The following is a 23,974-nucleotide window of genomic DNA, read 5'->3' on the forward strand; positions in this document are numbered from 1 at the left end:
CCTTCGTGGCGTCTGTACGCACGCTAAGGGCGCCGCGCCGGGCGGGCGATCAGTGCGGGGCGAACGGGTGGCGGCCCCCGAGGCGATGACCCATCCGAGTATTTCGTCCGACAATTGTTCTGACGGTCCGTGACCTGCGGCTCCGTCAGGTCCTGCGGCGCCGCACCGGCGTGTCGGCTCACCGGGGTGGAGGAGCCCGAAATGCGGTACACGTACGCACTTGTGATGGTTCGTCGTGGAAGGCGTACTCGTCGAATTTCCCGGAGCGCCGCTTTGGGGCGTCTTCCACTGGAGGTTCAACCATGCGTGCTTCACGCGTTCTCGCGGTGGCCGCCACCGCCTGCGCGGCCGTCGGGGTCTGGGCCCCGCAGGCCGCCGCCACCACCGGTCCGACCAGCGTCGCGGCCTCCCCGGCCCGGGGCGGGGGCCCGACCAACGTCACGGTCTCCCCGACCCAGGTCCACCAGGGCGGCACCCTGACGGTCACCGTCACGGGGTGCCGGCAGGGCGGGACGGTGACGTCCAACGCCTTCCCGAGCACGCCCCTCGTCACGCAGCACGGCTCGGGAATCGCGACCGCCACACCCCGCGTCTACGACCACGCCACCCCCGGCCAGTACAACCTCGCCGTCCGCTGCGGTGACCACTCCATGGTGGTCACGCGCACTTTCACGGTGATCCGGGGCCGGGGCTCGGAGGGCGGCATCGGCGGCTCGATGGCCCCCACCTCCACCGAGATGGCCATCGGGGCGGCCCTGGTCGGCACGGCGGCCATCGGCGGCGGGCTGTTCATCAGCCGGCGCCGTCGCCTGAGCGGCGGAAAGGCCTGACCGGCCGAACCTCCCGGTCGGCCGAGTACGCCCGTCGCCCCGGGTCCTGGACCAGGACCCGGGGCGACGGGCTGCACGGCGCAGGGCGGCGGTGCGCCGCCCGCTCCGTGGCGCCGGCCCGGGCCGACGGGCCGACTCAGTGGCGCCGGGCCTCGGCCCGGCGGCGGGCCACGTGGATCACACCGGTGGCGGCGGCGACGAACAGCGCCGTCCCGGCGACGAGCTGGCCGGCGTTCCACTGGTCGCGGCTGCCGCCGAGGCCGCCGCGCACGCCCTGGCTGGGTGAGACGACCACCCCGGCCGTCCGGGTCGCCGTGGCCGTGGTGGTCGCCGTGGCGGTGGCCGTGGTGGTGGCCGTCACGGTCGGGACGGCGGTCGAGCTGGTCGTCGGGGCCCGGGTGGCCCCGGCGATGGTGAGGTCCACGGTGCCGGGCGACCCGCCCGCGCAGGTGAAGGACACGGTGTAGACCGCGCCCCGCTTGGCGTCCCAGTCGACGATGGCCGTCGCCGCGCCGCGCGCCGGGATGGTGACCGTGTCGAAGACGCCCGACGAGGCCATCGCGGTGCCCCGGCAGCCCGGGGCGGTCAGTACGACCCGGCCGCCCGGCGCCACCGTGGTGGGGCTGATGGCGAAGTCACCGGGGGCCGATGTGACGGACGACGGCACCGCGGCGGCGGCGGGCGCGGTGAGGGCGAGAGCGGCCGCTCCGAGCAGAGCGGCGGAGACGGCACGTATCGCACGCATGGTCGATCCTCCGGTCCCGAGGGGCAGCTGCGGAACGGATTTCCACAAGGGCCTGGTATGCACCTCGATGTCCGAAACGCTAGGAGCGCCCTACCACAACCGCGATCGCTGGCGGTCGAATGGGGCACCCCGGTCACTCGAACGGCGCCCCCCACGGGGTCACCCGTCCGCCGCGCGGTCCGCCCCTCAGCTCCCCAGGTGCGGGAAGAGGGCGAGGAACGGGTCGGCGTTCGCCGCGATCCCGTGGCCGAACGGGGCGTCCAGCGACCAGATCAGGAAGAGCAGGAAGGCGATCAGCGAACTGAACAGGCCGGCCAGCAGCAGCTCGCGGAAGGTGCGCCGGATCTGGAGGGTGAAGATCAGTCCCACCGTGATCAGCGCCCCGGTGACCAGCCCGAACCAGACGACGCCCGGCATGGTGGCACCCGCGTTCTGGCCCCGCGCGTTGCGGGCGTCGTCGGCGGCGGCCACCTGGTCCACCAGCGGCTGGTACGCCTCGGCCTCGTGGTCGTCGGCCGGCCGGTAGTCGCTCACGCCGCGGCGCACCCGCTCCAGCAGTTCGGCCCCCTCCGGCGACAGCTCGCCGCGGTCGGCCATCACCCGCCACTCGGTGCCCACGACATGGGACACATAGGCGTCCACGTCGTCACGTACCCGGTCGCGCACGGCGACCGGCCAGACCGCGACGCGGGTCCTCACCTCGTGCAGTGCCTGTGCCTCGTGGCGGACGGACTCCTGCGCCGAGCCGCGGGCCTCCCACACCCCGGCGATCGCCAGGCCCAGGACGATCGCGTACACCACACCGATCATCATCGTCATGTACTCCATGACGTCCGGGGTCTGGGTCGGGTCGTCGTCGTCCCGGAGGCGGCGGTTGTTGATGACCACGATGGTCAGGACGACGGCGCAGGCCGAGGCCATCGCGATGGACAGGACGAGCCATTCCGACAAGGGAACCTCCGTCGGCGTACCCGGGCGTGGCCGGGGGCCGTGGGTCAGCGGGAGCGGGGGCGCAGCACCGCCGCGGCGAGCACCGCGGGGGCCGTGAGCAGGAGCATCAGGGAGACCAGGGACGGGCCGCCGCCCGGCTCCGGGCGCGCGGCGCGCCGGTAGGTGGGCAGCCGGACCGGGGACGGCACCGGGGGTCCGGGACGGGCCGACGGGCTGGGCCCGGGCTCGGAGGCCGGCTCGGGCTCGGGAGCCGGCCGTGGGCCCGGCGCGGGCGGCGGTGCCGGTGGCGCCGGCGGTACGGCGTGCGCGGGGGAGGGTGCCGGCGGAGGCGGTTCCGGGGCCACCGGTACGGGCGGCGGGACCGGCGCGGGGGGTGGTGGTTCCGGGGAGGGCCGAGGCGGCGCCGGAGGCGGCGGAGGCGGCGAGGGCGGCGGCGTCGGCGAAGGGGGTGGAGGCGGCGCGGGGGACGTCGGGGGCGGCGGCTCCGGCGCGGGCGAGGGGACGACCGGGCAGTCGTCACCGCCCGCCACCGCGACCGCGGAGTCCTGGCCGCCCGGGCCGGTGTGGGCGTAGGCACAGCTGTCGGCCGTCGCCGGCAGCGGCACCGCCAGCAGCCAGACCAGGGCGGCGGCCATGGGCAGCCGAACGAGGAGCGTTCCGTACACGCTGACGAGCATGGGTGGCACAGGGGCGCCAAGTGGCCGGTGAGCGCGGTGATTCCCCTGATGGAGTGGTTCTTCGGCACCGGGCGTTTGCCCCGGGGGAATTTTTCCGGCGCCCGCGTTGAACACGCGGCCCCTCCACGGCCGTACCTAGGGCCATGAACGGCGCACCTGGACGCCGCGAAGGAAATCCATGCAACGGGAGTCGATATGAACACCTGGCGGAACGCCTCGCTCGCGGTGACCGCGGCGGCCATGCTGGCGCTGACGACGGCGTGCGGTCAGGACAAGGGCGACCAGAGCCCCGCCGGGTCGGTGGGCGCCGCCGCTCCGGCCGGAGCGCCCGCCGAGAACGGCTATGGATCCGGCAGTGGTTACGGCTCCGGCGCCGGCGCGGCGGGCGGCGCGGCGACCGCCGCCAAACCCGCCGGCCAGCTCGCCGTGTGGGACAGCAAGCAGTTCGGCCAGGTGGTCACCGACAGTGAGGGCTTCACCCTCTACCGCTTCGACAAGGACACCGCCAACCCTCCCAAGTCCGCCTGCGAGGGGGAGTGTGCCACGGCCTGGCCCGTGGTGAGCGCCGACGGGGCCAAGCCCCCGGCCGGCGTCGACGCCTCCCTGATCGGCGAGTTGACCCGCGACGACGGCACCAAGCAGCTCACCATCGACGGCTGGCCGATGTACCGGTACGCCAAGGACACCAAGACCGGCGACGTCAAGGGCCAGGGCGTGGGCGGTACCTGGTACGCGGCGGCCCCCGACGGCAAGAAGGCGGCACCGGGCGGCGCGGCCGGTCAGGAGGCCGGCGCCGGTGAGGAGGCCGGCTCCGCCGGGGAAGCGGGTGACACCGGGGAGGGCGCCGACGGCGGCTCCTCCGTCGACCTGGCCGGGCTGTCCGTGCGTGACGACCCCAAGCTGGGCGAGGTCGTGGTCGACCGGAACGGAATGACGGTCTACCGGTTCGAGAAGGACTCGGCCTGGCCGATGAAGACCGCCTGCACCGGGGACTGCCTCAAGAAGTGGCCGGTCGTCGAGCCGGTCGACAAGAACGACACCGAGGGGATCAAGAAGAAGGGCTTTGTGACGTTCAACCGGCCCGACGGCATCAAGCAGCAGACCATCGACTGCTGGCCCCTCTACACCTTCGCCGGTGACAAGAAGCCCGGCGACACCAACGGGCAGGGCGTGGGCGGCACGTGGTACGCCGTCTCGCCCGAGGGGAAGATGGTCGGAGCGCCCAAGTAGGGTCCCCCGCGCGCGTCTTCGGCCTCGTGGGTGCCCTCCCACCCGCCCGCCGGGGCACCCACCGGACCGCCGCCTCACGCCCCCTGCGTGAAGCGGCGGTTCCGCTTGCACGTGCCACTGGTGTGTGACCAAGAACGGATCGATAATTTCCGTTTCCTCTCGCTCTCCCGGCGGGCGATCAGTAGCCTCGGCTCGAACACCGGCCATGAACACGGCCGTCCCCCGTGGCGAGTTGTTGGAGACATCGATGGAGCGTCCCGCCTGGGCCCCGCCGGGTATCGATATTTCGGTGCCGAGCGTGTCCCGCATTTACGACTACTACCTGGGCGGCTCGCACAATTTCGAGGTGGACCGGGAAGCCGCCCGCCGGGCCATGGAGTTCATGCCGGGGCTTCCCAAGATCATGCAGGCCAACCGGGCGTTCATGCGCCGCGCGGTGCGCCACGCGGTGAGTGAGGGCGTCACCCAGTTCCTCGACATAGGTTCCGGCATCCCGACCTTCGGCAACGCCCACGAGATCGCCCGGCAGGCCAGCCCCGAGGCCCGCGTCGTGTACGTGGACCACGACCCGGTCGCCGTCGCCCACAGCAAGGCCGTACTGGAGGGCGACGAGCGCACCGCGGTCCTCGCGGCCGACCTGCGCAAGCCCAAGGACATCCTCACCGCCCCCGAGGTGGTCCAACTCCTGGACCTGGAGCGGCCGGTGGCGCTGATGCTCGTCGCCGTACTGCACTTCCTGGAGGACGCGGACGACCCGCGGCGGGCCGTCGCCGAGCTGCGCGACGCGCTCGCGCCCGGGAGCCTGCTGATCCTCACCCACGCCTCGTACGAGCGCGTCCCGGTGCCCCAGGAGCGGGCGGGCGCCGCCGTCGATGTCTACCGGGACATCCGCAACCCGCTGGTGATGCGCTCCCGCGAGGAGGTGGCGCGCTTCTTCGACGGGTACGAACTGCTCGAACCGGGTCTGGTGGCCATGCCGGAGTGGCGGCCGGAGACACCCACCGAGCAGGAGGACCCCTACGCGTTCTCGGCTTACGCCGGGGTGGGGCGCAAGGCGTGAGCGTGCTCGCGCGGGGGGACGGTTCGGCGGAGCCGGACGGCCTGGAGGACAGACTCCGGCGGTTCGCGACGATCTGGAGCCGGGCGATCTTCCCGGTCACCGCCACGTCGCTGACCCGCCCCGAGTTCGAACAGCACCTGCTGCCGTGGGCCCGGGAGCTGAGTACCGCACTGCACGCGCGGCACTTCGACCCGGCGCCCGCGCACCGCGTCGGCGCCCACCTGGTGGCAGCGCACTGCACCGACCCGGACGCCCTGGGCCGCACCCTCGGTGTGGTCGACTCCTACCTGGTGCTGTACTGCGGCATCGGCAGGTCCGAGTCCGCCGAGGAGCTGCGCGCCCGCTGCGCCCGGTTGCAGCACGCGCTGGCCACCGGATTCGCCCAGGCGCTGCGCGAGCGCACCCTCGCCGAGCAGGAGGCCATCGCCCGCTCGGCGCTCGCCGCGCGCAGCGTCGCCGAACAGGCGCTGCACGCCACCGAGGCCCGCTTCCGGGCCGTCTTCGAAGGCGCGGCCATCGGCATCGGCATCGCCGATCTCGACGGCAACGTGCTGGAGGTCAACGAGACCCTCACCCGGATGTTCGGCGGCCTGGAGCACCATGTGCGCGGGCGCAGGACCACCGAGTGGGTGCACCCCGAGGACCAGCCGCACGTGTGGAAGCTCTACGACGAGCTGGTCCGCGGCGAGCGCGAGCACTTCCGCGTGGAGAAGCCCTTCTACCGGGGTGACGGCACGGTGCTGTGGACCAATCTGACGGTGTCCCTGCTGCGCGACGCCGACGGCGAGCCGCAGTACCAGCTCGCGCTGATGGAGGACACCACCGAACGCCGGCTGCTCAACCTGCGGCTGCGCTACGAGGCGACGCACGACGCGCTGACCGGGCTGCCCAACCGGACGCTCTTCTTCGAACGGCTGGACAAGGCCCTCTGCGCGTCCGACGGCTCCCGCTTCGGGCTCTGCTACCTCGACCTCGACGGTTTCAAGGCGATCAACGACAGCCTGGGGCACTCGGCCGGCGACCGGCTCCTGGTGGAGGTCGCCGACCGGCTGCAGAGCTGCGCCACACGGCCGGGGGAGATGGTGGCCCGGCTGGGCGGCGACGAGTTCGTGGCGCTCACCACCGGACCCGACACCGAGGAGGAGGTCACCGAGCTCGCCCACCGCATCCTCGCCGCGCTCGCCGTCCCCGTCCGGCTGGACGGCCGTGAGCTGACCGTGCGGGGCAGCATCGGCATCGTGGAGGGACCGGCCGGCGAACGCGGCTCGGCGGAGGTGCTGCGCAGCGCCGACATCACCATGTACCGGGCGAAGTCGGCCGGCGGCAACCGCTTCGAGCGGGCCGACCCGGAGGCCGACGCGCGGGCCATCACCCGGCACGGCCTGACCACCGCGCTGCCCACGGCGCTGGACCGCGGCGAGTTCTTCATCGAGTACCAGCCGCTGGTGCACCTCGGCGACGGCAGCGTGCACGGCGCCGAGGCGCTGGTGCGCTGGTGCCACCCCCAGCACGGGGTGCTGGGCCCGGACCGGTTCATCCCGCTCGCCGAGCACACCGGGCTGATCGTGCCGCTCGGCCGGTGGGTGCTCCAGGAGGCGGTGCGCCAGGCCAGGTACTGGAACCGGCGGCACTCCGACGGCGGGCCGCTGCGGATCAACGTCAACCTCTCGCCGACCCAGCTGCACCACCCCGGCCTGGTCAACGACATCGTGGACGTACTGGACCGGTCCGGTCTGGACCCCGGCGCGCTGTGCCTGGAGGTCACCGAGTCCGCGCTGATCGGCGCCGAGGAGGACCTGCTCAAGCCGCTGCGCCAGTTGGCCGAGATGGGCGTGGACATAGCGCTCGACGACTTCGGCACCGGCTACTCCAACCTGGCCAACCTGCGCAGGCTGCCGGTGAGCGTGCTGAAGCTGGACCGCTCGTTCACCCAGGGCATGCAGCGGCTGCCGGCCGACCCCGTCGACCTGAAGATCGTGGAGGGGATCGTCGCGCTGGCGCACAGCCTGGAGCTGGCGGTGACGGTGGAGGGCGTGGAGACCGGGGCGCAGGCGGAGCAGCTCCGGGAGCTGGGCTGCGACACGGCGCAGGGCTGGTACTACGCCCGGCCGGGGGCTCCCGACCGGATTCATTCCCTGGTGCTGGCCGACGCGGTCTGAGACCTCAGCAGCACCCTCATCAGCTCGCGGGCGGCCCGGGGCGGTGCCACATCGCTGCGGTGCGCCAGCCCGATGGTCCGGCGCAGGCCCGGGCGGGCCAGGGCGGTGACCCGCAGATCGCGGCCCGCCCTGCCCGCCACCATGCTCGGTACGACGGCGAGCCCCAGCCCCGCCCGGACGAACCCGAGGACGGCGTCCAGCTCGCCGCCCTCCACCGTGAACGACGGCTCGAACCCCTCCGCCCGGCACGCGGCGACCGTCAGCTCCCGCAGGTCGTAGCCGTGCCGGAACATCACCAGGGGCTGGTCGCGCAGGTCGGCGACGCGTACCGGCCGCGGCGGGGCCGGTGCCGCCGCGGACGAGACCACCACCAGGTCCTCGTGGAGCAGCTCGACGGTGGTGAGGGCGGGGGAGGGGGCGGGCAGCGGCAGCACGACCAGGGCGAGGTCGAGCGCGCCGCGCGCCAGCTCCCGCACCAGATCGTGCGAGCCGCTCTCCTCGATCAGGAGCTGGACGCCCGGATGCAGGTCGTGGAAGGTCCGCAGCACCTCGGGCAGCAGACCGGTGCACAGGCTGGGCGTGGCACCCAGTCGCACCCGGCCGCGCCGGAGCTGGGCCAGCTCCTGGACCTCGTACCGGGCGGTGTCGGCGTCCGCGAGGATGCGACGGGCCAGCGGCAGCAGCGTCTCGCCCGCGTCGGTGAGGGCGATATTGCCCCGGGCGCGGCTGAAGAGCTCGGCCCCCAGCTCCTTCTCCAGGGCCCGGATCTGCTGGGACAGCGAGGGCTGCGAGACATGGACGCGTTCGGCGGCCCGGGTGAAGTGCCGGGTCTCGGCGACCGCGACGAAATACTGGAGCTGCTGGAGCTGCATCCCTCCACAATAGGGCGTGCCTATGGACAGCAGCAGAACCATGTGTTGGACCTCTCCGCCAGCGGGCGCCTAACGTCGAGGCATGGCTCTGGCAACGCGGACGGACCGGAAACCGTCCCTCACCCGCACGCTCTGGGAATCCACCGTCGGCAAGAAGGCGGTCATGGCCGTCAGCGGCCTGATCATGCTCGGCTACCTGGTCGCCCATGTGATGGGCAACCTGAAGGTCTTCTTCGGGCCGGGCGAGTTCAACGCCTACGGCCGCTGGCTGCGCACCATGGGCGGCCCGGTCCTGCACGAGGAGTGGGCCCTGTGGCTCGTCCGCGTGGTCCTGCTGGCCGCCGTCGCGGCCCATGCCGTCTCCGCCTACCAGCTCAGCAGGCGTGACATCAAGGCCCGCCCCACCGCGTACGCCCACAAGCGCCGCCGGGCGAGCTACGCCACCCGCACCATGCGCTGGGGCGGCGTCATCGTGGGGCTGTTCATCGTCTGGCACATCCTCGACCTGACGACGCTGACCGTGAACCCGAACGCCCAGCACGGCCACCCGTACGAGAACGTCGTCGCGACCTTCTCCACCTGGTACGGCAACGTCGTCTACATCGTCGCCATGCTGGCCGTCGGGCTGCACGTCCGGCACGGCTTCTGGTCGGCGGCCCAGACCCTCGGCGTGGGCAACGCGAGGCGCGACCGCGCCCTGAAGGCCACCGCCAACGCCCTCGCGCTCGTGCTGACCGCGGGCTTCCTCTCCGTACCCGTCGCCGTCATGACTGGACTGGTGAACTGACCATGAGCAGTACCGCATACGAGACCGGCGCCCCGCTCGTCGACACCAAGGCGCCGGACGGACCCATCGCCGAGCGCTGGGACAAGCGCCGCTTCGAGGCCAGGCTGGTCAACCCCGCCAACCGCCGCAAGCACACCGTCATCGTCGTCGGCACCGGCCTGGCGGGCGGCTCCGCCGGCGCCACCCTCGCCGAACAGGGCTACCACGTCGTCCAGTTCTGCTACCAGGACTCGCCGCGCCGCGCCCACTCCATCGCCGCGCAGGGCGGCATCAACGCCGCCAAGAACTACCGCAACGACGGCGACTCGGTGCACCGCCTGTTCTACGACACCGTCAAGGGCGGCGACTTCCGGGCCCGGGAGTCCAACGTCCACCGGCTCGCCCAGATCTCCGTGGAGATCATCGACCAGTGCGTCGCCCAGGGCGTGCCCTTCGCCCGGGAGTACGGCGGCCTGCTCGACACCCGGTCCTTCGGCGGTGTCCAGGTCTCCCGCACCTTCTACGCCCGTGGCCAGACGGGCCAGCAACTGCTGCTCGGCGCCTACCAGGCGCTGTCGCGGCAGATCGCGGCGGGGAACGTCGAGATGCACCCGCGCACCGAGATGCTCGACCTGATCGTGATCGACGGACGGGCCCGTGGCATCGTCGCCCGCGACCTGGTCGGCGGAGAGATCACCACGCACTTCGCCGACGCGGTGGTCCTCGCGACCGGCGGCTACGGCAACGTCTTCTACCTGTCGACCAACGCCATGAACTCCAACGCGACCGCCGTCTGGCGGGCGCACCGGCGCGGCGCGTACTTCGCCAACCCCTGCTTCACCCAGATCCACCCCACCTGCATCCCGCGCACCGGCGACCACCAGTCCAAGCTGACGCTGATGAGCGAGTCCCTGCGCAACGACGGGCGCATCTGGGTGCCCGCGGCCAAGGGCGACACCCGCCAGCCCGGCGACATACCCGAGGACGAGCGCGACTACTACCTGGAGCGGATCTACCCCTCCTTCGGCAATCTGGTCCCGCGCGACATCGCCTCCCGCGCCGCCAAGAACGTCTGCGACGAGGGGCGCGGCGTCGGCCCCGGCGGCCAGGGCGTCTACCTCGACTTCGCCGACGCCATCGGCCGCATGGGCGGGGCCGGGGTCGAGGCGAAGTACGGCAACCTCTTCGAGATGTACGAGCGGATCACCGCGGAGAACCCCTACGAGGTGCCGATGCGGATCTACCCCGCCGTGCACTACACGATGGGCGGCCTGTGGGTCGACTACGACCTCCAGACCACCGTCCCCGGACTCTTCGCCATCGGCGAGGCCAACTTCTCCGACCACGGCGCCAACCGGCTCGGCGCCTCCGCGCTGATGCAGGGCCTGGCCGACGGCTACTTCGTGCTGCCGTCCACCATCAACGACTACCTCGCCCGCCTGCCGCGCCTGGAGCCGGTGACCCCCGGCCACCCGGTGGTCGCCGAGACGATCGCGGACACCGAGGACCGGCTGGCCCTGCTGCTGGCCGTGGACGGCGACCGCACTCCCGACTCCTTCCACCGCGAACTGGGCGAGCTGATGTGGGAGCTGTGCGGCATGGCCCGCACCGACCGGGGCCTACGCGAGGCGCTGGAGCGGATCCCCCGGATCCGCGAGGAGTTCTGGCGCCGGGTCAAGGTCCCCGGCACCGGCGAGGAGTTCAACCAGTCCCTGGAGAAGGCCAACCGCGTGGTGGACTACCTGGAGCTCGCCGAGCTGATGTGCCTCGACGCGCTGCACCGCACGGAGTCCTGCGGCGGCCACTTCCGCGAGGAGTCCCAGACCCCGGACGGCGAGGCGGCCCGCGACGACGAGGAGTTCTCCTACGTCGCCGCCTGGGAGTTCACCGCCGCCGGGCAGGCTCCCGTCCTCCACCGCGAAGACCTCGTCTTCGCGTACGTCCACCCCACCCAGCGGAGCTACGCATGAGGCTCACCCTGCGCGTCTGGCGCCAGAAGAACGCCGACGCCCCCGGCACCATGGCGGTCTACGAGGTCGACGGCATCTCCGCCGACATGTCCTTCCTGGAGATGCTCGACACCCTCAACGAGCAGCTCACCCTGAACGGCGAGGACCCGGTCGCCTTCGACCACGACTGCCGCGAGGGCATCTGCGGCGCGTGCAGCCTGGTCATCAACGGCGACGCCCACGGGCCGGAGCGCACCACCGCCTGCCAGCTGCACATGCGGTCCTTCCGGGACGGCGACACCATCGACGTCGAGCCGTGGCGGGCCGCCGCCTTCCCGGTCGTCAAGGACCTGGTGGTGGACCGATCGGCCTTCGACCGGATCGTCCAGGCCGGCGGGTACATCAGCGCCCCCACCGGCTCGGCGCCCGAGGCGCACGCCACACCGGTGCCCAAGGCCGACGCCGACTCCGCCTTCGAGCACGCCGAGTGCATCGGCTGCGGCGCCTGCGTGGCCGCCTGCCCCAACGGCTCGGCGATGCTGTTCACCTCGGCCAAGGTCAACCACCTCAACGTGTTGCCGCAAGGGGCGCCGGAGCGCGAGACCCGCGTGCTCGACATGGTGCGGGCCATGGACGACGAGGGCTTCGGCGGCTGCACCCTGGCCGGGGAGTGCGCCACCGTCTGCCCCAAGGGCATCCCCCTGCCGTCGATCGCGGCGATGAACAGGGAGTGGCTGCGCGCGACGCGCAAGGCCCGCCGCTGACACCCGCCCGGCCGGGCAGGCACCCACCGGGCGCGTCAGCCGCCGTGGCCGGCGAGGGACCTCGCCAGGTACGGCGCGGTGCGGCTGCCGGCCGCGGTCGCCACCTCGGCCGGCGGGCCGGCGGCCACGATCCGGCCGCCCGCGTCACCGCCGCCCGGTCCCAGGTCGATCACCCAGTCCGCGCCCGCCACCACGTCCATGTCGTGCTCGACGACCACGACCGAGTGCCCCGCGTCCACCATCCCGTGCAGTTGGCGCAACAGCACCTCCACGTCCGCCGGGTGCAGACCGGTCGTGGGCTCGTCCAGCACGTAGAGGGTGTGGCCCCGGCGCGGCCTCTGGAGCTCGGTGGCGAGCTTGATCCGCTGCGCCTCGCCACCGGACAGCTCCGTCGCCGGCTGCCCGAGCCGCAGGTACCCCAGCCCCACGTCCAGCAGGGCGCGCGGGCCGCGGACGGCGGCCAGGTCGTCGGCGAAGAATTCCGCCGCCGCCTCCACCGTCAGGTCCAGCACCTCCGCGATGGTGAGGCCCCGCAGCCGCACCTCCAGGGTCTCGGTGTTGTAGCGGGCCCCGGCACAGTCCGGGCACGGCGTGTAGGTGCTGGGAAGGAACAGCAGCTCCACCGGGACGAACCCCTCGCCCTGGCAGGTCTCGCAGCGCCCGCCGGCCACATTGAACGAGAAGCGCCCCGCCCGGTAGCCGCGCGCCCGGGCCTCCCCGGTGGCCGCGAACAGCTTGCGCACCACGTCGAACAGGCCGGTGTACGTCGCCAGGTTGGAGCGCGGGGTACGCCCGATCGGCCGCTGGTCGACCGTGACCACCCGGGCCACGTCCGGGAGGTCGCCGGACAGCCCGGCCACCAGCGTCGACTTGCCGGAGCCGGACACCCCGGTCACCGCGGTGAACACACCGAGCGGGAACCGGGCCTCCAGGCCGCGCAGGTTGTGCCGGGTCACCGGACCGGTCCTCAGCCACCCGGAGGGCTCCCGGACCGACCGCGCGGGCGGCGCGCCCCGGTCGAAGAGGAAACGCCGGGTGACCGACGCCTCGACCCGGCGCAGGTCCCGCGGCGGACCGCTGTACAGCACCCGGCCCCCGTGCTCACCCGCCGCCGGGCCGACATCGACCAGCCAGTCCGCGTGACGCACCACGTCCAGATGGTGCTCGACCACGAACACCGAGTTCCCGGCCGCCTTCAGCCGGTCCAGCACCCCCAGCAGCGCCTCGGTGTCGGCCGGGTGCAGTCCGGCGGACGGCTCGTCCAGCACGTACACGACCCCGAACAGGCCGGCGCGCAGCTGAGTGGCCAGCCGCAGCCGTTGCAGTTCGCCGCTGGAGAGGGTGGGGGTGGCCCGGTCCAGGCTGAGGTAGCCCAGGCCCAGCTCGGTGACGGTGGCGATGCGGGCCGTCAGGTCGGCGGTCAGGACCCGGGCGGCCTCGTCCCCCGCGCCGTACGGGAGGGCGTCCGCCAGCTCGGTCAGCGGCAGCGCGGCCAGCTCGGCGATGGTCCGGCCCGCGAAGGTGACCGCCAGCGCCTCGGGCCGCAGCCGGGCCCCGCCGCACACCGGACAGGGCCCGCTGGTGAGGAAGCGTTCCGCCTTGGCGCGCAGCGGCTGGCTCCTCGATTCGGCGAACGTGCGCAGCACATGGCGCCGCGCGCTCTGGTAGGTGCCCTGGTACGGGCGCTGGACACGTCCCGCCTCGCGCACCGGGTGGACCGTGACGACCGGCTGCTCGTCGGTGAACAGGATCCACTCCCGATCCGCACGGGGCAGCTCCCGCCACGGCCGGTCGATGTCGTACCCGAGGGCGTCCAGCACGTCCCGCAGGTTCTTGCCCTGCCAGGCGCCCGGCCACGAGGCGATCGCGCCCTCCCGGATGGACAGGCCCGGGTCGGGCACCAGCAGCTCCTCGCTGGTGCGGTGGACCCGGCCCAGGCCGTGGCACTCGGGGCAGGCCCCGGCCGCCGTGTTCGGCGAGAAGGCGTCCGAGTCGAGCCGCTCGGCGCCGGGCGGACGCCGGCCGGCCCGGGAGAACAGCATCCGCAGCGAGTTCGACAGCGTGGTGACGGTGCCCACCGATGAACGGGAGGTGGGCGCGGACCGGCGCTGCTCCAGCGAGACGGCGGGCGGCAGGCCGGTGATCCCGCCCACCTTGGGCGCGCCCACCTGGTGGATCAGCCGGCGGGCGTACGGCGCGACCGACTCGAAGTAGCGCCGCTGGGCCTCCGCGTAGATGGTGCCGAAGGCGAGCGAGGACTTGCCCGAGCCGGAGACCCCGGTGAAGACGGCGATCGCGTCACGCGGGACGTCCACGTCGACCCCGCGCAGGTTGTGCTCCCGGGCGCCGCGCACCCGGACGTACGGATCATGGTCATGAGGGCCTGGCATGGCCCCGAGTCTAGGTCGCGGCTAGGCCGCGCTCGCGAGGCCGCCGGTGCTGGTCAGCCCCGCCAGGCGGGCCAGGCGCCGGTAGGAGTCCAGCAGCGCCGCGCGGTCGTGGGTGCTGGTGGTGACCAGGATCTCGTCGGCGCCCGTCTCCCGCACCGCCGCCTCCAGGGCGTCCCGCACCTGCTCCTCGGTGCCGTGGATGTGGCCGCGCAGCCCCGATTCGTAGAACTCCCGCTGCCGCGCGGTCATCGTCGTCTCAGCGACGCGCCCGGGCGGGGCGAGCGGCGGGAAGACACCCCGCGTACGTGAGTACGCCAGCGCCCACGCCTCGGGGACCAGCAGCCGGGCCGCCTCCTCCTCGGTCCCGGCGACCGCCACCGTGCCCGCCACCACCACATACGGCTCCCGCGACCAGGCGGAGGGGCGGAAGGCGGAGCGGTAGCGCTCGATCGCGGCCACCACCTTCGGGCGTCCCTTCAGATCGCCGATCACCAGTGGCAGACCGGCCGCGGCGGCGATGTCCGGGCCCTCGCCCGTGGCCAGCACGTACGGCGGGACCCGCAGCCCCTCGGCCGGCCGGGCGTGCACTCCGGGGTGGGTGGTCTGGGCACCGGTGAACCACCCGAGCAGCTCCGCCAGCCGCGCGGCGAAGTCACCGGCGTCCTCCTTGTCGCGGCCCAGGGCCCGCCGTATCCCGTCGGTGAACCCCACCGAACGGCCCAGGCCCATGTCGACGCGGCCGGGGAAGAGGGACTCCAGCACCCCGAACTGCTCGGCGACCACCATCGGCTGGTGGTTGGGCAGCATCACCCCGCCGGTGCCGACCCGGATGGAGCTGGTCGCCCCGGCCACCGCGGCGGCCAGGACGACAGGGGCGGAACCCGCGACCCCCGGCACGCCGTGGTGCTCGGAGACCCAGAAGCGGTGGTACCCGAGCGCCTCGGCCTCCTGCGCCAGGCGCACGGTGTCCCGCAGGGCCGCACCCGCGCCCTGTCCCTCGCGGGTGCGGGAGCGGTCCAGTACGGAGAATCGGACGGAAGCGATCAATGAACTCACGTCCACGTACAACGCCTGGGCCGCGCCACGATTCCCTACCCTGGGGCGCGTGACCCGGAACAGCAGGCCACTGGCCGTCTTCGACCTGGACAACACGCTCTCGGACGCCCGGCACCGGCAGCGCTTCCTGGAGCGCCGGCCCCGCGACTGGGACGCCTTCTTCGCCGCCGCCCCGCAGGACCCGCCGCTCGCCCCGGGCGTCGCGCTCTGCCTGGAGGCGGCCGCCACCTGTGAGGTGGTCTACCTCACCGGCCGCCCCGAGCGGTGCCGCCGGGACACCCTGGAGTGGCTGGCCGCCCAGGGCCTGCCCGACGGCCGGGTCCACATGCGCCGCGACCAGGACCGCCGCCCGGCCCGGGTCACCAAGCTGGAGCTGCTGCGCCGGCTGGGCGACGGCCGCGATATCCGCATGCTGGTGGACGACGACGAGCTGGTGTGCGACGCGGCCGAACGGGCCGGTTTCCCCGTCGTACGGGCCCGCTGGGCGACCGGCTCCGAGGCGCTGCGGGAGGCACAGGAGAAGGAGGGCCGGACCTGATCAGACGCCGGTGTCCGCCGCGTTCTCCAGCCGGAACCCGACCTTCAGGCCGACCTGGTAGTGGGCGATGCGCCCGTTCTCGATGTGCCCCCTGACCTGCGTCACCTCGAACCAGTCGAGGTTGCGCAGGGTCTCCGACGCGCGCGCGATGCCGTTGCGCAGGGCATCGTCCACGCCGTCCGGCGAGGTGCCGACGATCTCGGTGACGCGGTAGGTGTGGTGCGACATGGAGGTCTCCTCATCCGCCCCGGTCCGGTGTCCCAGGTGATGCGTCCTTCCACCGTGCCCCACCGCGCCCGGCCGCGCGAGGCAGGGACAGCCGGGTGCCGCGGGTCTTGACCCCGCCTTTGGTCCATACCAAAATCCCAGCCACCACACCCGTGCGAACACGCTTCGCTCCCCCACGTCGGGTCCGCTCTGCCTGCCGGAACGCAAGAGGTGACCTACGTGAAGATGCGACTTCCAGCCACGGTGTGCGCGCTCCTGTCCGCCGCCGCGCTCACCGGCTGCGGCCTGCTGCCCGGCGGGGAACCCGCACCGCGCACGGTGACCGTGTGGCTGATGAAGGGCAGCGTGTCCGACGACTTCCTGCGGCGGTTCACCAGCGCCTACGAGAAGGAACACCCCTCCGTCCGGCTGGAGGTCACCTTCCAGGAGTGGACCGGCATCGGGAAGAAGGTCACCGCCGCCCTCGCCTCCGAGGACGCCCCGGACGTCATCGAGGTCGGCAACACCCAGGTCGCCCAGTACGCCGCGACCGGCCTGCTCTACGACCTGACGCTCGAATCGGTCCGCGACCTCGGCCACCAGGACTGGCTGCCCGGCCTCAAGGAACCCGGCAGCGTCAACGGCGCCCAGTACGGCATCCCCTGGTACGCCGCCAACCGCGTCGTCATCTACCACAAGGACCTCTTCCGCCGGGCCGGCGTCGACAGCCCGCCCCGCACCCGGGACCAGTGGCTGGAGGACACCGAGCGGCTCAACCGCGGCGGCACCAAGGGCATCCACCTGGCCGGCCAGGACTGGTACACCCTCGCGGGCTTCATCTGGGACGAGGGCGGCGAACTGGCCGTCGAGAAGGCCGGCGAGTGGACCGGCACGCTGGACAGCCCGGCCGCGCTGCGCGGCATGGACTTCTACCGGCGGCTCCAGGAGCTCGGCTCCGGCCCCCGGGACGCCGACGAGGAGAACCCGCCCCAGGCCGAGGTCTTCGCCCGGGGGGACGTCGCCCAGATCATCGCCCCGCCGAGCGTGGCCACCGCCGTCCAGGAGCGCAACCCGGCGCTCCGGGGCAAGCTGGGCTTCTTCCCCATCCCCGGCAAGGACGCCGGTGAGCCGTGCCCGGTGCTCACCGGGGGATCCGACCTGATCGTCCCGGAGAACGCCCGGGAGAGGGACGCCGCCATCGACGTGGTCGCCGCTCTGGCGGGCGACACCTGGCAGAAGGACCTGGCCCGCACGATGAGTTACGTACCCAACAAGACCTCCCTCGCGCCCGTGGTCGCCGGCCAGGAGGCCACCGCCGCCATGGCCCGGGGCGCCGCGCGGGGCCGGGCCACCCCCAACTCGCCCCAGTGGGCCGCCGTCGAGGCGGACAACCCCATCAAGCCGTACATGACGGCCGTCCTCACGGGCAAGGACCCGGCGCCGGCCGCCAGAGCCGCCTCGGCGAGGATCACCAAGGCGCTGGCCGGCTGAACCGGCGGCTCCCCCGCCCCGGTACCCGGGCATTCAGCCGCCGCACATCCGCGCTCCGCCGGGCGGTCACGTCGAATCCAGCCGGTCACGGAAGAAGTAAGGGGCCGGGCACCGCGCCCGGCCCCGTGCGCCCGGCCGAGGAGACCGCCATGCCCGCATCGCCCGCCGACCCCGCCCCCGCCCAGCGCCCGGCCCCGGCGCCGGTCCTGGTCCCGTCCCTCGTACCCGGGCCGGGGCCCGCCGCCGCCGCGGGCCGCGCCGCCGGCCGGCCGGCGCTCGGGGGTGCCCCGGCCGCCCCGGTGACGGCCACGCCCGACGGCGTGGCCCCGGCCCGCTACACCGTGTCCCTGGCGCACGACCAGGACGGCGTACGGGCCGCCCAGCGGCTGCGCCACCAGGTCTTCGCCGGTGAGCTGGGCGCCCGCCTCGACGGGCCCGAACCCGGCCTGGACAGCGACGCGTTCGACGCCTACTGCGACCACCTGCTGGTACGCGAGACGGCGACCGGCGACGTCGTCGGCACGTACCGGCTACTGCCCCCGGACCGGGCCCGGATCGCCGGACGGCTCTACGCGGAGGGGGAGTTCGACCTCACCCGGCTGGCCCCGATCCGCGACGACCTGGTCGAGGTCGGCCGCTCCTGCGTCCACCCCGCCCACCGCAACGGCGCCGTCATCTCGCTCATCTGGGCCGGCATCGCCCGCTACCTGGCCCGCACCGGCCACACCTGGCTGGCCGGCTGCTGCTCCGTCCCGCTCAGCGACGGCGGCGCCCTCGCCGCCGCCACCTGGGACGCGGTCAAGGAGCGGCACCTGGCCCCGGAGGAGCACTGGGTGACCCCCCACCGGCTCTGGTCCGCCGACGGGGTGGCCAGGCCCACCGGGCGCAGCGAGCTCCCGCCGCTGCTGCGCGGCTACCTGCGGCTCGGCGCGTGGGTCTGCGGGGCACCCGCCCACGACGCCGACTTCGGGGTCGCCGATCTGTACGTCCTGCTGTCGCTGCGCCGCACCGACCCCCGCTACCTGCGGCACTTCCTCTCCCTCGCACCGGTGTGATGTCCGCCTGGCTGCCCCGCGCGCCCTGCGTCCCCCGCCACTGCGCCGCCCGGCCCGGGCCGGCCGCCGGGCGCGCCCGTACCCTCGCCCGGCTGCTGGCCGGAACCCTGGCCGTGCTCGCCGGGGTGCTGCTCGTGCCGCTCACCGTGCCGCTGGGCCCGGCGGCACGGCACGCGCTCACCCGGCTGTGGTGCCGCACGGTGATCAGGGCCTTCGGCGTCCGGATCCGGGTGGTCGGGACACCCGCGCCCGGCCCGCGCCTCGTCGTCGCCAACCACATCTCCTGGCTGGACGTCCCGCTCGTCGCGGCCGTCCTGCCCGGCCGCATGCTCGCCAAGAGCGAGGTGCGGCACTGGCCGGTGCTCGGTCCGCTCGCCGCCCGGGGCGGGACCCTGTTCGTCGAACGGGACCGGCTGCGCGCCCTGCCCGGCACGGTGCGGGAACTCGCGGCCGCCCTCCGGTCCGGCTCCCGGGTGATCGTCTTCCCGGAGGGTTCCACCTGGTGCGGCCGGGCGCAGGGCCGGTTCCGCCCGGCCGTCTTCCAGGCCGCTCTGGACGCGGGCGCCGAGGTCCAGCCCGTACGCCTCGTCTACCGACCCACGGGCCCGGCCGCGTTCGTCGGCGACGACCCGCTCACCGCCTCGCTGTGGCGGGTCGCCGCGGCCGGCCGGCTCACCGCGGAGATCCGGATCCTGCCCCCGGTCGCCGCGGCCGCCCGCACCGACCGCCGCTCACTGGCCGCTGCGGCTCAGCGAGCCGTCGCCAGCGACAGCGCGTACCTCCCCTCCTCGTCGGTCCACCACCGCGTCAGCTCCAGGCCCGCCGCCGCGAGCTCCCCGCGCACCGTGGCCTGACGGAACTTCGCCGACACCTCCGTACGCAGTTCCTCACCGGCCGCGAACGGCACCACCAGGTCCAGCTCGGGGATCTTCACGGTCAGGGCCTGGCGCGCCCGCAGCCGCATCTCGATCCACTCCCGCTCCGGGTCCCACACCGCCACATGGTCGAAGTCGGCCGGATCGACGTCCGCGCCGAGCTCACGGGCGAGCACGGCCAGGACGTTCTTGTTGAACTCCGCCGTCACCCCCGCCTCGTCGTCGTACGCCGCGACCAGTGTCCGCTCGTCCTTCACCAGGTCCGTGCCCAGCAGGAGCCCGTCGCCGGGCGCCAGCAGGGAGCGCACCGAACGCAGGAACACCGCCCGCTCGGCGGGCAGCAGGTTGCCGATGGTGCCGCCGAGGAAGGCCACCAGCCGGGGCCCCGGGGTACCGGGCAGGGCCAGGCCCCGGGTGAAGTCGGCGACCAGCGCGTGCACCCGCAACCCCGGCAGATCGGCGGTGAGCGCTTCGGCGGCCCCGGTCAGCGCGCTCTCGCTGACGTCGACCGGCACATAGCTGTCCAGCCCGGGCAGCATCGCGTCGATCAGGTGCCTGGTCTTCTCCGAGGAGCCGGAGCCGAGCTCCACCAGGGTGCGCGCGCCGGCGGCGGCGGCGATCTCCGGCGCCCGGGCGAGCAGGATCTCCCGCTCGGCCCGGGTCGGGTAGTACTCGGGCAGCCGGGTGATCTCCTCGAACAGTTCGCTGCCCCGGGCGTCGTAGAACCACTTGGGCGGCAGCTCCTTGCGCGTACGGGTCAGCCCGCTGAGCACGTCGGCGCGCAGGTCGGCTCCGACGGCGTCCTCGGGCAGGGTGCGGGTGATCAGAAAGGGGCTCACGGAGCAGGCTCCTCGAGGGGGGACAGCGAGACATCGGCGGGGGTGGCGGTCAGTACGGTCCGGTCGGGGACCTCGCGCCACCGGGGGTCGTCGTCGTACGGCTCCGACGCCACGACCGTGCGGCGGCCGGGCCCCGCCAGGTACCAGAGGGTGTCGCCCCAGGTGGTCGCGGTGATGGTGGCGCCGTCGGTGAGCAGCAGGTTCAGCCGGGATCCGGGCGCGGCGGCGGCGACGCCGGCCACCGTGCCGGCCAGCGCCCGGTCCGGTCCGTCACCGGCGCGCAGCCGGCGCAGCACCAGCGCCCACACCAGCGCCGAGTCGTTGCGGGCCTCCAGCGCCAGCAGCTCGGCGGCCGGGAGCCGGGCGGCGAGCGGCCCGAGCGACTCCGGCCAGCCGCCGACCGCGCCGTTGTGGCTGAACAGCCAGGGCCCGTCGGCGAACGGCGCCGTGGCCGCCTCGGCGTCGGCGCCCGCCAGCGTGGCGTCCCGGACGGCGGCCAGCATCGCCCCGGTGCGCACCACCCGGGCCAGGTCGGCGAACGACCGGTCGGCCCAGATCGGGCCCGCCCGCCGGTAGCGGGCGGGCACCGGATCGCCGGGGGCGTACCAGCCCACCCCGAAGCCGTCCGCGTTGACGGTGCCGTACCGCTGGTGGCGCGGCTGCCAGGACTGCCGGTACAGCCCGTGCTCCGGTGCCACCAGCACCTCGCCCAGCGCCGTGGCCGGGCCCAGGAACGCGACGTGCCGGCACATCAGCCGGCCTCCGCGTCACGCGCCGTACGGAACCCGGAGAAGATCTGGCGCCGGACCGGCAGGTCCCAGTTGCGGAAGGTGCCCCGGCACGCCACCGCGTCCACGGCGAACGAACCGCCCCGTAGCACCTTGTGGGCCGGTCCGAAGAAGACCTCCGAGTACTCCCGGTACGGGAAGGCGGCGAAGCCGGGGTAGGGCAGGAAGTCGCTGGACGTCCACTCCCACACGTCCCCGATCAGCTGCCGCACCCCCAGCGGCGACCGCCCGGCCGGGTAGCTGCCCGCCGGGGCGGGCCGCAGATGCCGCTGCCCGAGGTTGGCGTGGTGGGGCGCCGGATCGGCGTCGCCCCACGGGTAGCGCAGCGAGCGGCCCGACGCCGGGTCGTGGCGGGCGGCCTTCTCCCACTCGGCCTCGGTCGGCAGCCGGCGCCCCGCCCAGCGGGCGTAGGCGTCCGCCTCGTACCAGCTGACGTGCAGCACCGGCTCGTCGGCCGGCACCGGCTCGACCACGCCGAAGCGCCGCCGCGTCCACTGCCCGCCCTGCCGCCGCCAGAACAGTGGCGCGCCGATGCCGTGCGCGCGCACCTGCGCCCACCCGGCCGGTGCCCACCAGCGGGGCTCGCGGTAGCCGCCGTCGGCGATGAACCGCTGATACGCGCCGTTGGTGACGGGAACGGTGTCGATGAGGAACGCCGGTACGAAACGCTGGTGCGCGGGCCGTTCGTTGTCCAGCGCCCAGGGCTCGGTCGAGGTGCCCATGGTGAACGGGCCGCCGGGGACCAGCACCTCGGCCGGCAGCCCGGCCGGGTCGTCGCCCGCGGGCGGCTCCGGAGCCGTCAGCGCGGCGGGGCCCCGGCGCAACTGGTGGGTGATCAGCATGGTCTCGTCGTGCTGCTGCTCGTGCTGGGCGACCATGCCGAAGGCGAACGCGGCGTCGAGCAGCGGGCGGCCCTCCAGCGGGGCGCGGTCCAGGACGTCCAGGGCCCGGCCGCGCACCTCGTGCGCGTACGCCCGCGCCTCGGCGGGCGCCAGCAGGGGCAGCGCGGGGCGGGCGGCCCTGGGGTGCTCGAAGGCGTCGTACAGCGAGTCGATCTCCGGCCGCAGCGCCCGCCGCCCGCCGACGGCGCGCAGCAGCCACTGCTCCTCCTGGTTGGAGACATGGGCCAGATCCCACACCAGGGGCGACATCAACGGCGAGTGCTGTGCGGTCAGCTCACGGTCGTCGACACAACCGGTGAGCAGGTCGGTGCGCGCCCGGGCGGTGGTCAGCGCGTCGAGCGCGCGCCGCCGAAGCGTGTCGGGGTCACTCATGTACGGATGTCCTTCCCGGTCATGGCGGCGGGCCGGTCGTCGGCGGGGGACCGGCCGGGCACCACGTGGCGTTCGCCGAAGGCGGCGACCGCGTCCCGCACGGCGGTGGGTGCCCCGGTGCGGGACAGGGCCGCCAGGGCGAGCGCGAAACAGGCGACGGCGGCGGAGTGCAGCGCGGGGGCGGACAGCCCGTCCCGGGCGGCGCTCAGCCAGAGGGGGCTTCGCGGTGGCGGCCCGGGACCGTCCGCGAGGGGCGCAACGACCCGGTGCACCGCCTCGGCGGCCTCCGGGTCGTCGAACAGCGCCGCCGTGACGGCGAGCGGTACCAGCCAGCCGTCGTCGCCGGACTGGGCGTCGATCATGCGCAGTTCGAGATGGCCGCGCGGCCGTACCGGCGGGAAGAGCGTGCTGACGTGGTAGTCGAGGTCGGCACGGGTGGCGGGCCTCGGCCCGCCGCCGCGCAGCCAGTCGCGGAAGGTCAGGTCCTCGGGTGCCGTCCAGGGCCCGGCCTCGGCCCGGACGCACATCACCGGCGCGTCCAGGACGTACCCGGCCCAGGCCGTACGCGGTTGGCGGCGTGCGGGGGGCGCGAGCCCCCGTACCGGGTCGAGAACCGCCCACATCGCCTGCCGGGCGGACCGCCAGCCGGCCCACGGCCCCCGCCGGCACGGCGAGTTGGCGAAGGCGGCGACCAGGACCGGCCCCAGCAGGTGCGCCAGCCGCCAGCGCCGCTCGTAGCCCTGCGGGCCGGGCTCCTCGTACCCGGCGTCCAGGCACACCTGGACGGAGGCCGAGTCGCACATCATGGCCCGCCCGGCCGGGCCGGAGCGGTCGAGGTGGGCCTCCATGGCGTCGTAGCGCGGTTCGCGCAGCAGCCGCTCGCGGGGCGCGTGCCAGGGGTCGAGGCCGAATCCGGCGAGGGAGAGACCGTGGGCGGCCAGTGCGCCGCGCACGGCCGCGAGATCGGCCTGGACGGTGCTCACGCACTCGGTCAGTGACGCGGCGGGCGGCGAGCTGAGCTCCAGCTGTCCGCCGGGTTCGAAGGTGAGCGCCGACCGCAGGGGCAGGGACCGCAGTCCGTCGAAGGCGGTACGCAGCCGGTCGGGCGGGACGGGGAGGTGCGGGAGGTGGGAGGCGTGGACGAACCATTCGAGTTCGACTCCGACGGTGCCGGGAGGGCCCGTCTTGAAACAGATGCAGCGCAGCAGGTCCTCGGCCTCGTCCTCGGCGAGCGGGGTGCCGCTGTCTGGCAGGTCGCGCAGGGGCATGGTCGGTTCCTCCGGTAGAAGGTGACCGTTCCACCTAAGCCAGCGCCGTCCGCGAGCACAAGAGCGCCCGCGTGGTGGGAAACCCCGTGTCGGCACGCCGGTGGATCAGTGACAGCCCCGGGTACGGGCGCCCGGACGCACCGGACCTTCCCCGCCACCGCACCGGCGAACTCCGGCCGGGGACGGCGCG

The 23,974-nt window shown here is 74.0% G+C and carries 22 protein-coding genes; 11 read left to right on the forward strand and 11 right to left on the reverse strand.

Features of this window, described 5'->3' with window-relative positions; translation table 11 throughout:
• The first annotated feature begins 302 nt into the window (after positions 1-302).
• The gene (locus tag AB0H53_RS24595; protein WP_362117240.1) at positions 303-830 is read left to right on the forward strand and encodes a hypothetical protein; all 528 of its coding nucleotides are present in this window, start codon (positions 303-305) and stop codon (positions 828-830) included.
• A 136-nt stretch (positions 831-966) separates the two neighbouring features.
• Here the strand turns inward: AB0H53_RS24595 and AB0H53_RS24600 are convergent, their stop codons facing one another.
• From AB0H53_RS24600 to AB0H53_RS24610, 3 genes are all read right to left on the reverse strand, one after another.
• Positions 967-1,575 (reverse strand): hypothetical protein, encoded by a 609-nt coding sequence (locus AB0H53_RS24600; protein WP_362117243.1) that lies wholly within the window; start codon positions 1,573-1,575, stop codon positions 967-969.
• Between the two features lie 186 nt (positions 1,576-1,761).
• Positions 1,762-2,526, reverse strand: coding sequence for a hypothetical protein (locus tag AB0H53_RS24605; protein ID WP_362117246.1), 765 nt, complete (start codon positions 2,524-2,526; stop codon positions 1,762-1,764).
• 44 nt (positions 2,527-2,570) lie between these two features.
• Complete coding sequence (locus AB0H53_RS24610; protein WP_362117249.1) at positions 2,571-2,714, reverse strand: hypothetical protein; 144 nt, start codon at positions 2,712-2,714, stop codon at positions 2,571-2,573.
• A gap of 684 nt (positions 2,715-3,398) precedes the next feature.
• Here AB0H53_RS24610 and AB0H53_RS24615 point away from each other — a divergent pair.
• From AB0H53_RS24615 to AB0H53_RS24625, 3 genes are all read left to right on the forward strand, one after another.
• On the forward strand, positions 3,399-4,433 hold the full coding sequence (locus tag AB0H53_RS24615) for an SCO0930 family lipoprotein (RefSeq protein ID WP_362117252.1): 1,035 nt from the start codon (positions 3,399-3,401) through the stop codon (positions 4,431-4,433).
• Between the two features lie 247 nt (positions 4,434-4,680).
• Positions 4,681-5,493, forward strand: coding sequence for an SAM-dependent methyltransferase (locus AB0H53_RS24620; RefSeq protein ID WP_362117255.1), 813 nt, complete (start codon positions 4,681-4,683; stop codon positions 5,491-5,493).
• Positions 5,490-7,652, forward strand: coding sequence for an EAL domain-containing protein (locus AB0H53_RS24625; RefSeq protein WP_362117258.1), 2,163 nt, complete (start codon positions 5,490-5,492; stop codon positions 7,650-7,652). The genes AB0H53_RS24620 and AB0H53_RS24625 overlap by 4 nt, the downstream gene beginning before the upstream one ends.
• Here the strand turns inward: AB0H53_RS24625 and AB0H53_RS24630 are convergent.
• Positions 7,622-8,524 (reverse strand): LysR family transcriptional regulator, encoded by a 903-nt coding sequence (locus AB0H53_RS24630; protein ID WP_362117351.1) that lies wholly within the window; start codon positions 8,522-8,524, stop codon positions 7,622-7,624. The two genes, AB0H53_RS24625 and AB0H53_RS24630, sit on opposite strands and share 31 nt — an antisense overlap.
• Positions 8,525-8,606: 82 nt before the next feature.
• On the opposite strand from AB0H53_RS24630, the gene AB0H53_RS24635 reads away from it, so the two are divergent.
• From AB0H53_RS24635 to AB0H53_RS24645, 3 genes are read left to right on the forward strand one after another with little or no spacing between them, the layout of a single operon-like run.
• Positions 8,607-9,311, forward strand: coding sequence for a succinate dehydrogenase (locus tag AB0H53_RS24635; protein WP_362117261.1), 705 nt, complete (start codon positions 8,607-8,609; stop codon positions 9,309-9,311).
• A gap of 2 nt (positions 9,312-9,313) precedes the next feature.
• A complete protein-coding gene (locus AB0H53_RS24640) occupies positions 9,314-11,260 on the forward strand; it encodes a fumarate reductase/succinate dehydrogenase flavoprotein subunit (RefSeq protein WP_362117264.1) in 1,947 nt (648 codons plus the stop codon).
• Positions 11,257-12,003 carry a succinate dehydrogenase/fumarate reductase iron-sulfur subunit gene (locus AB0H53_RS24645; RefSeq protein WP_362117267.1) on the forward strand — a complete coding sequence of 249 codons (747 nt, stop codon included), beginning with the start codon at positions 11,257-11,259 and terminating at the stop codon, positions 12,001-12,003. Before AB0H53_RS24640 ends, AB0H53_RS24645 begins: the two co-directional genes overlap by 4 nt.
• Positions 12,004-12,038: 35 nt before the next feature.
• Here AB0H53_RS24645 and AB0H53_RS24650 read toward each other — a convergent pair whose 3' ends face one another.
• Positions 12,039-14,393, reverse strand: a complete 2,355-nt coding sequence (locus AB0H53_RS24650; protein ID WP_362117270.1) for an excinuclease ABC subunit UvrA — start codon at positions 14,391-14,393, stop codon at positions 12,039-12,041.
• A 21-nt stretch (positions 14,394-14,414) separates the two neighbouring features.
• Positions 14,415-15,449: an MsnO8 family LLM class oxidoreductase gene (locus AB0H53_RS24655; protein WP_362117273.1), complete on the reverse strand. Its 1,035-nt coding sequence runs from the start codon at positions 15,447-15,449 to the stop codon at positions 14,415-14,417.
• Positions 15,450-15,498: 49 nt separating this feature from the next.
• Between AB0H53_RS24655 and AB0H53_RS24660 the strand changes: the two genes are divergently transcribed.
• Positions 15,499-15,987, forward strand: a complete 489-nt coding sequence (locus AB0H53_RS24660) for a hypothetical protein (protein WP_362117276.1) — start codon at positions 15,499-15,501, stop codon at positions 15,985-15,987.
• Here AB0H53_RS24660 and AB0H53_RS24665 read toward each other — a convergent pair whose 3' ends face one another.
• A complete protein-coding gene (locus AB0H53_RS24665) occupies positions 15,988-16,215 on the reverse strand; it encodes a dodecin (RefSeq protein ID WP_362117278.1) in 228 nt (75 codons plus the stop codon).
• A gap of 225 nt (positions 16,216-16,440) precedes the next feature.
• Between AB0H53_RS24665 and AB0H53_RS24670 the strand changes: the two genes are divergently transcribed.
• The 3 genes from AB0H53_RS24670 to AB0H53_RS24680 all read left to right on the forward strand — a co-directional run bounded on the left by AB0H53_RS24670 (position 16,441) and on the right by AB0H53_RS24680 (position 19,594).
• The gene (locus AB0H53_RS24670; RefSeq protein ID WP_362117280.1) at positions 16,441-17,685 is read left to right on the forward strand and encodes an extracellular solute-binding protein; all 1,245 of its coding nucleotides are present in this window, start codon (positions 16,441-16,443) and stop codon (positions 17,683-17,685) included.
• 149 nt (positions 17,686-17,834) lie between these two features.
• On the forward strand, positions 17,835-18,740 hold the full coding sequence (locus AB0H53_RS24675; protein ID WP_362117282.1) for a GNAT family N-acyltransferase: 906 nt from the start codon (positions 17,835-17,837) through the stop codon (positions 18,738-18,740).
• A complete protein-coding gene (locus AB0H53_RS24680) occupies positions 18,740-19,594 on the forward strand; it encodes a lysophospholipid acyltransferase family protein (protein ID WP_362117284.1) in 855 nt (284 codons plus the stop codon). The genes AB0H53_RS24675 and AB0H53_RS24680 overlap by 1 nt, the downstream gene beginning before the upstream one ends.
• Here the strand turns inward: AB0H53_RS24680 and egtD are convergent.
• From egtD to egtA, 4 genes are read right to left on the reverse strand one after another with little or no spacing between them, the layout of a single operon-like run.
• Positions 19,489-20,454: an L-histidine N(alpha)-methyltransferase gene (egtD, locus tag AB0H53_RS24685; protein WP_362117287.1), complete on the reverse strand. Its 966-nt coding sequence runs from the start codon at positions 20,452-20,454 to the stop codon at positions 19,489-19,491. The genes AB0H53_RS24680 and egtD overlap by 106 nt on opposite strands.
• Complete coding sequence (gene egtC / locus AB0H53_RS24690; RefSeq protein WP_362117290.1) at positions 20,451-21,206, reverse strand: ergothioneine biosynthesis protein EgtC; 756 nt, start codon at positions 21,204-21,206, stop codon at positions 20,451-20,453. Before egtC ends, egtD begins: the two co-directional genes overlap by 4 nt.
• Positions 21,206-22,516: an ergothioneine biosynthesis protein EgtB gene (gene egtB, locus AB0H53_RS24695; protein WP_362117293.1), complete on the reverse strand. Its 1,311-nt coding sequence runs from the start codon at positions 22,514-22,516 to the stop codon at positions 21,206-21,208. Before egtB ends, egtC begins: the two co-directional genes overlap by 1 nt.
• Positions 22,513-23,784, reverse strand: coding sequence for an ergothioneine biosynthesis glutamate--cysteine ligase EgtA (egtA, locus tag AB0H53_RS24700; protein ID WP_362117296.1), 1,272 nt, complete (start codon positions 23,782-23,784; stop codon positions 22,513-22,515). Before egtA ends, egtB begins: the two co-directional genes overlap by 4 nt.
• Positions 23,785-23,974 lie beyond the last annotated feature (190 nt).

This window comes from Streptomyces sp. NPDC050856, assembly GCF_040653855.1.
Classification (GTDB): Bacteria; Actinomycetota; Actinomycetes; order Streptomycetales; family Streptomycetaceae; genus Streptomyces.

Excerpts from the sequence above, each read along its gene's own strand:
- AB0H53_RS24665 (WP_362117278.1), bottom strand. The coding sequence starts at position 16,215 with ATGTCGCACCACACCTACCGCGTCACCGAGATCGTCGGCACCTCGCCG.
- egtA (WP_362117296.1), bottom strand. The coding sequence starts at position 23,784 with ATGCCCCTGCGCGACCTGCCAGACAGCGGCACCCCGCTCGCCGAGGAC.
- AB0H53_RS24675 (WP_362117282.1), top strand. The coding sequence starts at position 17,835 with ATGCCCGCATCGCCCGCCGACCCCGCCCCCGCCCAGCGCCCGGCCCCG.
- AB0H53_RS24595 (WP_362117240.1), top strand. The coding sequence starts at position 303 with ATGCGTGCTTCACGCGTTCTCGCGGTGGCCGCCACCGCCTGCGCGGCC.
- AB0H53_RS24640 (WP_362117264.1), top strand. The coding sequence starts at position 9,314 with ATGAGCAGTACCGCATACGAGACCGGCGCCCCGCTCGTCGACACCAAG.
- AB0H53_RS24645 (WP_362117267.1), top strand. The coding sequence starts at position 11,257 with ATGAGGCTCACCCTGCGCGTCTGGCGCCAGAAGAACGCCGACGCCCCC.
- AB0H53_RS24650 (WP_362117270.1), bottom strand. The coding sequence starts at position 14,393 with ATGCCAGGCCCTCATGACCATGATCCGTACGTCCGGGTGCGCGGCGCC.
- egtC (WP_362117290.1), bottom strand. The coding sequence starts at position 21,206 with ATGTGCCGGCACGTCGCGTTCCTGGGCCCGGCCACGGCGCTGGGCGAG.
- egtB (WP_362117293.1), bottom strand. The coding sequence starts at position 22,516 with ATGAGTGACCCCGACACGCTTCGGCGGCGCGCGCTCGACGCGCTGACC.
- AB0H53_RS24615 (WP_362117252.1), top strand. The coding sequence starts at position 3,399 with ATGAACACCTGGCGGAACGCCTCGCTCGCGGTGACCGCGGCGGCCATG.
- AB0H53_RS24630 (WP_362117351.1), bottom strand. The coding sequence starts at position 8,524 with ATGCAGCTCCAGCAGCTCCAGTATTTCGTCGCGGTCGCCGAGACCCGG.
- AB0H53_RS24670 (WP_362117280.1), top strand. The coding sequence starts at position 16,441 with ATGCGACTTCCAGCCACGGTGTGCGCGCTCCTGTCCGCCGCCGCGCTC.
- AB0H53_RS24620 (WP_362117255.1), top strand. The coding sequence starts at position 4,681 with ATGGAGCGTCCCGCCTGGGCCCCGCCGGGTATCGATATTTCGGTGCCG.
- AB0H53_RS24635 (WP_362117261.1), top strand. The coding sequence starts at position 8,607 with ATGGCTCTGGCAACGCGGACGGACCGGAAACCGTCCCTCACCCGCACG.
- AB0H53_RS24680 (WP_362117284.1), top strand. The coding sequence starts at position 18,740 with ATGTCCGCCTGGCTGCCCCGCGCGCCCTGCGTCCCCCGCCACTGCGCC.
- AB0H53_RS24600 (WP_362117243.1), bottom strand. The coding sequence starts at position 1,575 with ATGCGTGCGATACGTGCCGTCTCCGCCGCTCTGCTCGGAGCGGCCGCT.